Source organism: Acinetobacter sp. ANC 4779 (genome assembly GCF_004331055.1).
Lineage (GTDB): Bacteria > Pseudomonadota > Gammaproteobacteria > Pseudomonadales > Moraxellaceae > Acinetobacter.
Genome location: NZ_SJNU01000008.1, coordinates 21,308 through 34,060, shown reverse-complemented (window position 1 = coordinate 34,060; position 12,753 = coordinate 21,308). Strand labels below are relative to the sequence as shown.

The 12,753-nt window shown below is 41.4% G+C and carries 10 protein-coding genes and 1 riboswitch; of the genes, 2 read left to right on the top strand and 8 right to left on the bottom strand.

Annotation, left to right across the window (positions count from 1 at the left end; translation table 11 throughout):
* Positions 1–116 precede the first annotated feature (116 nt).
* Both E0H80_RS10315 and E0H80_RS10310 read right to left on the bottom strand, forming a co-directional pair.
* Positions 117–1,919: an acyl-CoA dehydrogenase C-terminal domain-containing protein gene (locus E0H80_RS10315; RefSeq protein WP_131365516.1), complete on the bottom strand. Its 1,803-nt coding sequence runs from the start codon at positions 1,917–1,919 to the stop codon at positions 117–119.
* A 297-nt stretch (positions 1,920–2,216) separates the two neighbouring features.
* Positions 2,217–2,864, bottom strand: a complete 648-nt coding sequence (locus E0H80_RS10310; RefSeq protein ID WP_131365514.1) for a hypothetical protein — start codon at positions 2,862–2,864, stop codon at positions 2,217–2,219.
* Positions 2,865–3,001: 137 nt separating this feature from the next.
* Here E0H80_RS10310 and baeS point away from each other — a divergent pair, with 137 nt between their 5' ends.
* Positions 3,002–4,663, top strand: a complete 1,662-nt coding sequence (baeS, locus tag E0H80_RS10305) for a sensor histidine kinase efflux regulator BaeS (protein ID WP_131365512.1) — start codon at positions 3,002–3,004, stop codon at positions 4,661–4,663.
* 13 nt (positions 4,664–4,676) lie between these two features.
* The gene (locus E0H80_RS10300) at positions 4,677–5,363 is read left to right on the top strand and encodes a response regulator (protein ID WP_131365510.1); all 687 of its coding nucleotides are present in this window, start codon (positions 4,677–4,679) and stop codon (positions 5,361–5,363) included.
* A 44-nt stretch (positions 5,364–5,407) separates the two neighbouring features.
* Here the strand turns inward: E0H80_RS10300 and E0H80_RS10295 are convergent, their stop codons facing one another.
* The 6 genes from E0H80_RS10295 to E0H80_RS10270 all read right to left on the bottom strand — a co-directional run bounded on the left by E0H80_RS10295 (position 5,408) and on the right by E0H80_RS10270 (position 12,482).
* Positions 5,408–5,779: an MmcQ/YjbR family DNA-binding protein gene (locus E0H80_RS10295; protein WP_131365508.1), complete on the bottom strand. Its 372-nt coding sequence runs from the start codon at positions 5,777–5,779 to the stop codon at positions 5,408–5,410.
* Between the two features lie 90 nt (positions 5,780–5,869).
* Positions 5,870–7,315, bottom strand: a complete 1,446-nt coding sequence (locus E0H80_RS10290) for a protein adenylyltransferase SelO (RefSeq protein ID WP_131365506.1) — start codon at positions 7,313–7,315, stop codon at positions 5,870–5,872.
* A 101-nt stretch (positions 7,316–7,416) separates the two neighbouring features.
* The gene (locus E0H80_RS10285; RefSeq protein WP_131365504.1) at positions 7,417–8,583 is read right to left on the bottom strand and encodes an acyl-CoA desaturase; all 1,167 of its coding nucleotides are present in this window, start codon (positions 8,581–8,583) and stop codon (positions 7,417–7,419) included.
* A 341-nt stretch (positions 8,584–8,924) separates the two neighbouring features.
* On the bottom strand, positions 8,925–9,644 hold the full coding sequence (locus tag E0H80_RS10280) for a glycerophosphodiester phosphodiesterase (protein WP_131365502.1): 720 nt from the start codon (positions 9,642–9,644) through the stop codon (positions 8,925–8,927).
* A gap of 318 nt (positions 9,645–9,962) precedes the next feature.
* Complete coding sequence (locus tag E0H80_RS10275; protein ID WP_131365500.1) at positions 9,963–10,541, bottom strand: cob(I)yrinic acid a,c-diamide adenosyltransferase; 579 nt, start codon at positions 10,539–10,541, stop codon at positions 9,963–9,965.
* Between the two features lie 96 nt (positions 10,542–10,637).
* Entirely contained in the window at positions 10,638–12,482 is a 1,845-nt protein-coding gene (locus E0H80_RS10270) for a TonB-dependent receptor plug domain-containing protein (RefSeq protein ID WP_131365497.1), read from the bottom strand.
* 38 nt (positions 12,483–12,520) lie between these two features.
* A riboswitch (cobalamin riboswitch) is annotated at positions 12,521–12,727 on the bottom strand.
* Positions 12,728–12,753: the final 26 nt, after the last annotated feature.

The following is a 12,753-nucleotide window of genomic DNA, read 5'->3' as shown; positions in this document are numbered from 1 at the left end:
GAAAAGTATTGTTGTTAGACGACTAAAGATTAATTTTTGCATCTTTTATAAAGAAAAAGGACTGCCAAATCAATGACCGTCCTTCTCCTGTTGATCAAGTTAAAACTTGATAAAAATTAAAATGCGAAATGTTCAGCATCTAATGCAAGTAATGGGTCTACACCACCTGCAATCACGTCTACGTGTGAACGTACGCGTGGCAGGATTTTCTTGAAGTAGAAACGCGCAGTGGTAACTTTAGCGTTGTAGAAGTCAACTTCAGTGGTGCCTGCAGCAAGCGTTTCTTGAGCGAGAAGCGCCATACGAGCCCATAAGTAAGCGAGGGTTACATAACCCGAGAAGTACAGGTAATCCACTGCAGCTGCACCGACTTCATCCGGATTTTGCATTGCACGCATACCAATCTGCATGGTCAAGTCGCCCCACTCTTTATTTAGAGCAGCAAGCGGTTCAATGAATTCTTTCATTGCAGCATTGTCTTTGTTTGCTTCAGCAAATTTGTGGATGATCTTGGTGAAGTCTTTCAACATTGCACCTTGAGTACCCAAAACTTTACGGCCTAACAAGTCAAGTGCCTGAATTTCAGTCGTTCCTTCGTAAAGACATGCAATACGTGTATCACGAACAATCTGTTCCATGCCATGTTCAGAAATGAAGCCATGACCACCGAATACCTGTACACCATGTTTTGCAGATTCAGAACCTGTTTCAGTCAAGAATGCTTTAGCAATCGGGGTAAGAAGAGACAACAGGTTGTCCGCAGATTTGCGTTCTTCTTCAGTGGTAGCGTGTTCAACCACATCGGAATATTGAGCTAACAGGTAAACCAGTGCACGACCACTTTCTGCATATGCTTTTTGAGTTAAAAGCATGTTACGCACAGCAGGGTGAACAATAATTGGGTCTGCTTCTTTTTCTGGCGCTTTAACACCTGAAAGTGAACGCATTGCCAAACGATCTTTGGCATAGGCAAGGGCACCTTGGAAAGATGCTTCAGATGCAGCAAGACCTTGTACAGCAGTACCAATACGTGCACTGTTCATAAAGGTGAACATGCAGTTTAGGCCACGATTTTCAGGACCAATCAAGAAGCCTTGAGCTTTATCAAAGTTGATTACACACGTTGCGTTACCATGGATCCCCATTTTGTGTTCGATTGAACCACAACGTACAGGATTACGTTCACCCACTGAACCGTCTGCATTTACAATGAATTTAGGAACAATGAATAACGAGATGCCTTTCGTGCCTTTTGGCGCACCAGGGAGGCGAGCAAGAACGATATGGATGATGTTATCCGCCATGTCGTGTTCACCAGCAGAGATAAAGATTTTCTCGCCAGAGATTGCAAAGCTACCATCAGCATTTGGTTCAGCCTTGGTACGGGTAATACCCAAGTCAGAACCTGCATGAGATTCAGTCAAGCACATGGTGCCTGTCCATTCACCTGAAACAAGTTTAGGCAGGTAAGTGTCTTTTTGTTCTTGAGAACCGTGGTGTTCCAAAGTACGTACCGCACCATGGGAAAGACCCGGATACATGCCCCAAGACCAGTTTGCAGTACCGACCATTTCAGAAATGGTAATACCTAAAGAATTCGGTAAAGCTTGACCGCCATATTGCTCTTCAGCAGATAACGATGGAAAGCCAAGTTCGATATATTTTTTATATGCTTCTTTAAAACCGGTAGGCGTTGTTACAACACCGTCATTCCAAGTACAACCTTCACGGTCGCCCACTTGGTTAAGAGGAGAAAGTTCATTTTCACAGAAGTCAGCAGCAGCTTCTAAATATTGATCAACCAACTCACGGCTTACGGTTTCTTGAAATGCAGGGAGTTTTGCATAATGTTCTTCAGAGTTTAGTAACTCATGGAGAACGAATTGCATATCACGTAAGGGCGCTTTGTATTGTGGCATATCGGTTTCCTCAATACTGGTTTAACCAGCTTATAATCCTAATCAACATTTGAACGTGCCTTCTATGACACGTATTTGTATGGCTTAATCGTGCAACATCTTCTGGGTTGGTACAAGCGTTTACATGCTTTTTCTTAGTGACTGTAAAGTCAAAGATTTCTGCCTTGAAATTGCTAAGTATCTTGAGTGTAAATGCTTTTATGCTTTATTCGATGTCATAAATAGTCAAATAGATACATTTTTATGTCCAATAAAAAAGACGCTCGAAAGCGTCTTTTTAAATTTAGCTAGAACTCTTTATGCGGCAGATTTAACTGGAGCAGCTGCAACAGCTACGGGTGCCTTAGGCTGGAAGCGAACTTCGCATTTACCATTGATGGTTTGAGTACCAACTTTAATTTGAACCGCTTTGCCATTTGCTTGACCTTGACAGGCTTTTAAAATGGCCTGTTGTTTGGCTTGACGTTCAGCCAGGCGTTGATCGTATTGCTTGGTCAATTCTGCACGTTTGGCATCCGTCAACGGGTGACCCTGTTGCATACGCATGCCTTTCATCTCGCCACGCATTGGGCGATGTTCACCTTTCATTTGATGGTGTTCAGCACGCATTTTTTTCATTGCTTGATGGTCAGCTTTAAAAGTCATCACGCAAGTACCTGCAATGGTTTTATCGCTGGCCTTGATTTGCACTGCGCTACCTACAGCTTTGCCATCACATGCCTGTTTGATTTGTTCACCGATTTGTTTGCGTTCTGCACGCACTTGCTTGAACTGTTCACGTTGTTCTGGCGTCATTTTACGATCATGCTTTTGCTGATGGCCGTGCATCATGCGAGCTTGGTCGCTATCTTTATCTTTCACCGTATTGGTAGACTGACAGGCAGTTAAAGCACCGATACTTAGAACACTTGCACTTACTAAAGCAATTTTTGTCATGGAATTCATTGTTTTTATCTCCAATGAAAAATAATGTAATTTCGATAGGTTAATAATAAATAATAATGATGTAGAAACAATGAAGAGTTTTTTGGGACAGTGTTGGTTACAATAATCAATTGAGAAGAAATATTGAGACTTTGCTTTTGAATATTCGCCGTGTTCCGATCGCCTTACGCCTGTTTTTGACCGTATTACTCACGACTTTAGTGATTACCACTGTCAGCCTGGGTGTTTTGCACTGGACCATGCAAAAGAATTTTGCCAAATATGTGGCGGATGTCGAAATGCAAAAGCTGGATCATGTCATTGATAATTTGGCCGGGGTATATACGGTTTATCATGACTGGGGCAACGCAATTCAGGCGCAAATTTTGCAGATTGAGGGCAAGGCCGATCCTGATGACTATGACAAGTTGTCGCGCTGGTGGTTACGTCGTCAATATGACATTGCTATGCAACAGCGCTATTTTCAGGAAAATACTTTAATCAATGCTTCACCCAGTTTAGAAAAACCGGGGCAAAGCAAACCGATTATAGATGAAGAAGAACTACGCTTGATGGAATTAAATTTGCCTTCGGAATATCAGCCTTTTGGCGGACTGAAATTTCCTTTAAGTTCTAATGAAAATATGTTTCGGCCTCCTCAAAAAAATGCAGGAGTGCAAACAAATTCAACAAATAACTCAAAACAGAAAAAGCAATTTGTTTCCATGCCTGACCGTCTAGGCCTAAGTTCCCGATTATCCTTATATGATGCCAATAAACAGTTTGTGGTCGGTGAACCATCCGATAGTCCTGTGTCCTATCGTCCAATTATGGTGAACAATAAAATTGTCGGCTATTTGGGGTTGAAACCGGTGCTGGATCAGGATGATGCCTTAAGTATCAATTTCTTTAGCAATCAGAAACGCTATTTATTACTGGTGTATGGCTTAACTTTCTTAAGCAGTTTAATTGCCGCGTTATTGTTGGCAACCTATTTTAAAAAGCCGATTCAACGCTTGCTCAATGCGACCCGTGAATTGACCAAAGGGCATTACCAGCATCAGGTGAAAATTAACCGTAATGATGAGCTAGGCGATTTATCCAATGAAATTAACCAATTGGCAGTGATTTTAGATCAGCACGAACAGTCGCGCCGTCAGTGGGTAGCCGATACCTCGCACGAGTTAAAAACACCATTGGCGGTGCTGCAAGCACAAATTGAGGCGATGCAGGACGGCATTCGTAAACCAACGCCGGAACATTTTGAATCCATGCTGCGTCAGGTGACCAGCCTGAAAAAACTGACTCAAGATCTGGCAGATCTGGCGCAGGCCGAAGCCATGCAGCTTACCTGCTATATGGCTGAAATAAATCCCTGGAATGTCGTATTCCAAGAAGTGGAAAACTTTAAACCCAAGTTTGCCCAAGCCGATCTCTCTATTTCCGTTCAGGGAGAAGGTGTAAATTTACAATTAGATATAGATCGTTTTAAACAAATTATGGTCAACTTACTCGGCAACAGTATTCGTTATACTGAAGCGGGTGGGGAAGTTCGTGTGCATACCGAACAATCGGCGACCCATTGGAGCGTGATTGTCGATGATAGTCCGTTTGGACTGAGTGATGAACAACTGGCACGTTTAGGCGAGCGTTTTTATCGCGTTGATGATTCGCGTACCCGTAGTACTGGCGGTACAGGGTTGGGTTTAGCATTATCTGGTAAAATTGCGCAGGCATTGGGTGGGAAGTTGAGTTTTGAACATTCTCCATTAGGTGGTTTGCGTTGCAAATTGACTTTTCCAAAACAGTTAAATAAATAAAAGGATGAGATCCATGAAACATGTCATGCTGGTTGAAGATGAAGTTGAGCTTGCACAACTGGTGCGAGACTATCTGGAAGCGGCTGGTTTTGAAGTCAGTATGTTTCATGATGGTCAAGAAGCGTATGACAGCTTTATTCAGCGTAAACCAAGTTTGATGATTCTGGACTTGATGGTTCCACGCATGGATGGTTTGACCATGTGCCGTAAAGTACGTGAACAGTCTGATTTGCCAATTATTATGGTGACGGCACGAACTGAAGAAATTGACCGTGTTCTGGGCTTGAACATGGGTGCAGATGATTATATTTGTAAGCCTTTTAGCCCGAAAGAACTGGTGGCTCGGGTCCAAGCCGTGTTACGTCGTTTGGATCGTCATGCAGAACCTGAACAGAACAGTTTGTTCCGTATGGATAAAGCCCAGCAACGCATTTGGTATCAGCAAAAAACCTTGAACTTGACGCCTACTGAATTCCGCTTGCTTGAGTTGTTCTTGGAACATGTCGGACAGGTTTATTCACGTGCGCAATTGCTCGATCATATTAATCCTGACAGTTTTGATGTTGCAGATCGCGTGATTGACAGCCATATTAAAAACCTGCGCCGTAAAATTTCCGATGCCGCTGAAACCGGTAACCGTCATGAATGGATTCAAGCAGTGTATGGAGTGGGTTACCGTTTTGAATATCCTGAAGATTGATTCAGAATAAAATGTAAAAAAGCGAACCGGAGGGTTCGCTTTTTTTATGGAGCTGTTTTTAATAGAGCGATACGTTTTTGCTGCATTCTATTCAATTTGCTGACCACTAAATCATATGAGTTCAGTATTAAATCCTGAACCAAAGCTTCATCCATATTTTCATCTTCATAAACCGAAATCCAATGCTGTTTATTCATATGCCAACCTGCACGAATATAGGGATAAATATCTCGCAGCATTGCACCATCATCCGGAATGACTTTTAAGTTAATGGCTGCTTTAGCTTCTAAATGAAAACTCAGCATAAAAACTTTATTTATGATTTTAAATACGTCACAGCCATCGCCAAAAGGCTGAGTCACAGTAACCTCAGGAAATTGGAGGGCGGTTTGGCTGGCAAGAAGATGTAAGCACATGGTTAAATTCTTGATTTGATCTTTATATTTTAAATAGCACTGTGGATAATGCTGAAATTATCCACAGTTCACAGGTTTTGTTGATCAATCTTAAGATGAACAACTCACCATCACTTCCGGAACATCACTTGGTAATGGTGCTAAATCTTCAGGCTGCTCTAAATTAGGCTGTTTAATATAAGGCTGACTGAGCAATTTAAACAAGCGATCTACTTCGGAAAAATCATCCCGTTCCGCCAGCTCAATCGCTTTCTGCGCCATATGGTTGCGTAAAATATATTGCGGATTGGCGTTAAACATCTCAGCATCCAATTCATCAGTATTCTGATGTGCTCGAATACTTTCATACTGAGCCAAGAAACTGTCAAACTGGTGTCGGTCTAGACAGTCATCTTTAATCACTTCAAATTCTTTGTTCTGAAGTCGAATAAAACTTTGGGTGTAGTCGAGCTGTTCACTTTGCAGCATTCGCAGGAAAGCCATAGCACAATCAAAACTGTCTTTATGGAAGTTAGGTAGCCCCATCTTTTGACATAGCCCAAGAGTATAATGTTCCAAGAAAGTCGCTTCAAAATGTTCCAGACATTGAGCTAAATCTTCTTTGAACTGTTCTTTCTCGCTTGAATCTTTTTTTAGCGCAATAAGGTTGTTTAGCCAAGTCCATAAATTCCAATGACCAATACTCGGTTGCTGCTGATAGGTATAGCGTCCTTGATAATCCGAGTGATTGTTAATCCAGTTCGGACGGAAACGCTCCATAAAACCATAAGGTCCGAAGTCGAGCGTTGATCCTGTAATATTCAGATTATCCGTATTCATCACACCATGCGCAAATCCGACCAGTTGCCATTTGGCAATCATCACTGCAGTACGCTGGATGACTTTAGTTGCAAAAGCCAAAACAGGCTGTTCAGCCTCGAGACATTCTGGATAATGCCATTCAATACATTTTTCCACGAACTGAGGCAGTAACTCAGGTTGATACTGATTAATCCATTCGAAATGACCAAAGCGAATATGGCAGTCTGAAGTACGCAGCATCATTGCCCCAGCTTCCATTGTTTCGCGCTGTATGCCTTGGGTTGAAGAGGTGAAGCCAACGGCATTACTGGATGCAATACCCAACGCATTGAGTGCATGACCTGCCAGATATTCACGAATAACCGAGCGTAAAACTGCACGGCCATCGCCCATACGCGAGTAAGGTGTTGAACCTGCACCCTTTAAATGCAGGTCGATGGTTTGATTGTTTTTATCTAGAATTTGTGCAATCAGTAAACCGCGCCCATCACCCAGTTGTCCTGCCCATTGTCCAAACTGATGTCCTGCGTAAACCATCGCCAGAGGTTCAAATTCAGCAAAAGTTTTTTGTCCACTACAGATTTTTACCCATTGAGCTTTATCTTCATCTGACCACTGTAATTCGTCCGCCAGCGCCTGATTAAAATGACCGGCTTTTGCTCCTTTTAAGGGAACAGGCATTTGATGGTGAAAAAGCTTGGGATTGAGCGAGGAATAACGCGGATTAAATTGCATAGGACAATCTAAATAGTGGGGAGAGATGACCTCACTATAGCAAATTTAAACGGTCAAAATAAATAAAGCCCCAAGAGTGGGGCTTTATATTGAATCAGATTTTACTCGGAAATGGTGTTCTTTTTAATATTGCGCATCAGAATTTTTAAGGTATTGCGATGATGAGAAAGACGCTGTTCAACCAATTGAAAATCAACTTTAAGTTTGCTGTCGATTTGGTGAATCTTTTCAGCAACGGAGGCTTTTTTCGCTTGAATCTCTTGTTCTTTCAGCTTTGCCCAGTCATTTAATGTGTGGGTAAACGCTTCATATTCCTGTGCAATACGGAGTTTTGCTGTCGCCATATCTTCATTGACATTATGACCATAAACTGCCAAATCCTGTTCAGCATATTTAAAGCGCATCGCCAATTCTGCTTTTTTAATATTAAAGCTTGGAATACGACGTAAGTTCTTGGCTAAACCAAGTTTTGAACATGACCAGATCAGCCATTTCGTTGGATCATACTGCCACCATTTCACACCATTTCGGTAGTCATACTGGAAGATGTGATGATAGTTATGATAACCCTCCCCCCAAGTTGCAATCGCTAAAACGAAATTGTCACGTGCAGTATTTTCGTCAGTATATGGACGTTTGCCCCACATGTGGCAGAGTGAGTTAATGAAGAAGGTGACATGATGGCTCAAGATCAGGCGCAGTAAACCACCCAATAACAATACGCCCCACATATCGCCAACTGCCCAGCCTACAGTAGTAAGAATCACGGCATGTACAGCAATAACCAAAGGAACATAATACTTGTCTTGGAACATTACCACTTTGTCATTTAACAGATCGGGTGCATTTTTATAGTTTGCTTCTGCTGCTGGATAGTTGCGAAGCATCCATCCGATATGCGCATACCAAAAGCCGTTATTAATTGAATATGGGTCTTGTTCGATATCATCAACATGACGGTGATGGGTACGGTGACCTGAAGCCCAGAACAAAATGCTATTTTGAACGGCAAAAGTACCCATAAGCATTAAAATAATTTTTAATGGCAAGGTTGCTTCATAAGCACGATGTGCCCATAAGCGGTGATAACCCGCAGTAATCCCTAAACTACTCACACCGAGTAGTACAAATAAGCTGATCCATGCGCCTAAGCTAAAATCATGATGATAAGCATATAGTGGGATAGCGATTACAGCCACAATGGGTAAAAGTACCAGTGCGAACATTGCAATCCAGTTAATTGGGGCTTTGGGTAGGGGAGCATTCATCTCCAACAGCACTCCTAGAACCTTTTAAAAAGGTAAAGGTAAAGTATAAGAATTTCTTAATTCAATACAGTTTGTAAGGATTAAGATTTTTTCAATATTAGCATGAGCGAACAAATATTAACTAGCATTATTCTACAGGTGTATTGTACTAAACAGTAACAGAATACTGGTTTATGTTGATTGATTTTATCGAAGACTTAGACCTCTTATTTATAGATCTACGATAAAGTTTAAAAAACGATATTTGAACAATAGATTAAGAGATTGTTCTGCTTGGAATTATCAAATCCCCTCCATTTTTTTGCTTCAATTTGAGGACACTATTTTCTTCTCTTGTGACCTTATCCTGATAAGTGTTGCAGCATCATTTTAGGAAAATCAGTAATCAATCCCTCAATGCCTAAGCTTTGCAGATGCCGGGCGCGTTCAATATCATTCACCGTCCATACACTGATGTTTAAATCCGCTTTTTGGATGGCTTCAATGATTTCATCTGTAGCCAATTGATTCATCCAGCCCATTTGGCAACAACCCAGTTCCAAAGCCTGCTCGATGGCACGTTCTTTAATGTCTTCTTCAATCAGTAGACTACGTTTGAAGATCGAGTACTGCTGTTTTAAGGCCTGATGGATTTTTAAATCGAAACTGGTGATCACTACAGTTTGTACAAAACCGTGCAATTGTTTTTCTAATTCTAAAACCAGTTTCTCAGCTTCCGCCATAGTTGCAACCGCTTTGACTTCAACTTCAATATGTTCAAAATCTTGCATGATTTTAAGCGATTGTTGCAGGGTGGGGGTTACTTCAAAGTATTTCCAGTCTAACCAAATCGACGCTTGGTTATATGACTGTAATTCAGAACTGGAACATTGGTAAATATTTTTATCGATACCTGTGGTACGCAGAAAATTGTCATCGTGCATGATCACAAGTTCGTCATCTTTAAGCTGGCGAACGTCGAATTCAACGGCTCGAATCCCCAAGTCATGAATATATTGAAAGCCACCAAGTGTGTTTTCAGGGGCTTCACCACGTGCACCACGATGTCCGATGATTCTCATTCAATATTCTCGATATGCTTTCTTTTAACCTCAGATATTACAGCGGCGTCTTACTCTTTGTAATAGGGGGAAAGGAGTTCATAGCTTACTTTTCTTTCGGAAAACCAGAAGCAACACTGCGCAAGGAAATCATCTTGCGGAATATTGCTTCTCAGCGCTGAACTCCTTCACTACCGGCGCACATTTATAGCGTTGCAGAAACAAAGCTTTTAAAAGAATAACCTGTCTCGATCAGCAGCATATGACATTTTTGCCTGTCAGATTGAATATCAATCCAATAATGAATTATTTTATTTAACTATATTTATGAATCGAAATTCAGATCGTCTCATTAATATTTTTCTGCCACAGTACTTCAGATCCGCCTTCAGCACGTTGCAAAGTACGCGAAGCTACAAATAACCAGTCAGAAAGACGGTTTAAAAGTTGCAATGAAGTGGCCTGAATATTTTGATCGCGGTTCTGTACCGTCAACAGGCTACGTTCAGCACGGCGACATACGGAACGAGCTTGATGTGCATAGCTGCATGAAAGTGTGCCTGCAGGTAAAATAAAGTCTTTCAGCATCGGTAAAGCTTCATTCATCCGGTCAATTTCATTTTCCAGAAATTCAACTGAAACCGGGAGCACCATATTGTAGTTGGGAATGCAGACTTCCCCGCCCAAATCAAATAACCAATGCTGAATCAGGCTAAGTGATTTATCCCAAGTCGCTTTGTCTTCTATCGAGCTGACTGCAATTTGTGAACGTAAGATCCCGATGCAAGAATTCAGTTCATCGACATCGCCTAAAGCAGCAATACGTAAATCATCTTTGGCGACACGGGAACCGTCGCCTAGTCCAGTTGTGCCAGAGTCGCCGGTACGGGTATAAATTTTACTTAAACGGTGGCCCATTTGAATTCCTTAAATTTTTGATCTCTGAATATAAAAAGGATAATGCCATAGGCATGACATTATTCTACAAAAGTATTTACTTAAACTTGGCTGAAATTAGTATTTGAATGTCACACCCGCAGAAGCTAAACGACCACCATTTAAATAGTAGTAGCCTTGATCCTGATAAGACGCTTTATATTCTACATCACCAATATTTTGAATATTGGTGAACAATTTGACATTGGGATTTACATTCCAATATGCATTTACATCTATAGTTGCATAACCGGGATTTTGATAATTTTTATCCCAATCTTTTGAGTGAGATTTAGCAATTAAAGATGCACTAATACCATATGTTTCATTTCGAATACCCGTCGTTAAAGTTAAGCCTTGACGCGGACGACGGCCTAAATCTTGATGAGTTTCATCATTTTTGGGTTTGACATAGCTATAGGTGGCTTGAGCAAATAAATCATTTTGTTGCCAAGCTAAATATAGCTCGCCACCTTGATAGGTTGCTTTATCAATATTATCCAGTGGACCATAGTTTTCTGATGAAATCAGGTCTTCAACCTCGGTGTAATAGGCCGATAAACCTGTTTTAAAGCCAAAAGGCAAAGCTTGGTCGATGCCTGCTTCATAAGAAATACTTTCTTCTGGCGCAAGATCGGGGTTGCCGTTCCAGGCATTGTAGAGTTCATTTAAAGTCGGTGATTTAAATGCTGTTCCAATATTGGCATAAAGACTGGTAGATGAAACTATCTGATAGCGTGCTGCAACTTGCCCTACAGTATGTGTGCCATACTTTTCATTATCTTCTACCCGTATACCGACTTGGGTATTCAGCTTTTCACCATTAAATTGATGTTGCACATAATATCCAGTGGAATCGACATCTTCCTTATAAGGTGCACCATAGGATAGGATATCTCCATCAAGATTACGGTGTGTTACACCGGTAAGGAGGATGTGTTGAGGTTTGAAGTTCCACTTGCCGTAAAGTTCAGCTTCTTGTGTCGTACTATGCACAAAATCGGTTGAATCTTTTTGATCGACTTGATCTTTAAATTGAGATACTCGTCCATTTAGTTCAATATTTTCTGAAACGTTAACGCGACCGCGCAAATTGACAATTTCATTTTCAAAATCTTGTTTAAGCAAGCTGCCATCAAATGCATAGGCATCATACAAACTTGTACCTTTATTTGTACTGTAATCAATAGATGCCGCAAATTGCTGTTTTTCTACGCCCAGTTTGGCGCTATAACCTTTTTGATCAAATGAAGCTGTTTCCGTACTATTCGTTTTTTGGTTGGTAACTTGGGTTGCGTCAGACTCTAGGCGTTGGCCACGAATCTGGGCATAAAAGCCATCGTCAAACAAGTCTGCGCCAATAACCGATTTATAGGTTTGATGTTCGCCCACTTCACCTGTCATAAATGCACTGGTTTTTTCAGGTCTCTTAGAAACCAGCTGGACAACACCACCAATGGCATCTGTGCCATAGAGTACCGATGCCGGCCCTTTGAGCACTTCAATCTGCTTGATATCTGTTGTATCAATAAAGGTTAAATTGGCAGTACCAGATGAGGGGGTGTTCAGTCGAATACCATCACGTAATATCAGGGTGTGGTCAGATTCCGTACCGCGTAAATACATATCTGCAAGTTGTCCCATTCCACCATTTTGCACTATGTTAATTGCCGCATCATGTTTGAGCAGGTCGGGAAAAGATGCAATAGGTGATTGTTCAACAATATGAGGTTGAATAATTGAAATACGGGCTGGAACATTCTCAATTTTATCTTCAGAACGTGTGGCTGTAACCACCAAAGTTTCTAAAGCTGAATTTACTGCAGTTTTGGTAGGAGTTGCATTTGCAGAAACGCTGGTTGAAAAACCCAGTGCAATAGCGATTGCACCTACAAGAGTAGTAGGTTGAAAAAGAGTAGACATGTTTTTTACGCTCCATACATTCACCCCCCGTGAATGATTGAGTTTAAGGGCGCAACAAGAGGTATCCGGACTTAAATATAAATATTGATATTCAATATTGGCATATCCACCTTCCCACATTTCTGCAGTGGTGTAAGTGAGAGCTTATAAAGATATGTTGTTCATTTTACCGTTGCGGGGGCAGTGTTGGATTCTCACCAACTTCCCTAAAGCCTGAGCTTGGACTCGTTGCAATTGCGCGCAGTATAAGGTTTGTGTATGCATTAGACAA

Bases quoted from the DNA above. Each gene is read 5' to 3' on its own strand.
- E0H80_RS10280 (WP_131365502.1), bottom strand. From the start codon at position 9,644: ATGAGAATCATCGGACATCGTGGTGCACGTGGTGAAGCCCCTGAAAAC.
- E0H80_RS10275 (WP_131365500.1), bottom strand. From the start codon at position 10,541: ATGGGCCACCGTTTAAGTAAAATTTATACCCGTACCGGCGACTCTGGC.
- E0H80_RS10310 (WP_131365514.1), bottom strand. From the start codon at position 2,864: ATGAATTCCATGACAAAAATTGCTTTAGTAAGTGCAAGTGTTCTAAGT.
- E0H80_RS10270 (WP_131365497.1), bottom strand. From the start codon at position 12,482: ATGTCTACTCTTTTTCAACCTACTACTCTTGTAGGTGCAATCGCTATT.
- E0H80_RS10315 (WP_131365516.1), bottom strand. From the start codon at position 1,919: ATGCCACAATACAAAGCGCCCTTACGTGATATGCAATTCGTTCTCCAT.
- E0H80_RS10300 (WP_131365510.1), top strand. From the start codon at position 4,677: ATGAAACATGTCATGCTGGTTGAAGATGAAGTTGAGCTTGCACAACTG.
- E0H80_RS10285 (WP_131365504.1), bottom strand. From the start codon at position 8,583: ATGAATGCTCCCCTACCCAAAGCCCCAATTAACTGGATTGCAATGTTC.
- E0H80_RS10295 (WP_131365508.1), bottom strand. From the start codon at position 5,779: ATGTGCTTACATCTTCTTGCCAGCCAAACCGCCCTCCAATTTCCTGAG.
- E0H80_RS10290 (WP_131365506.1), bottom strand. From the start codon at position 7,315: ATGCAATTTAATCCGCGTTATTCCTCGCTCAATCCCAAGCTTTTTCAC.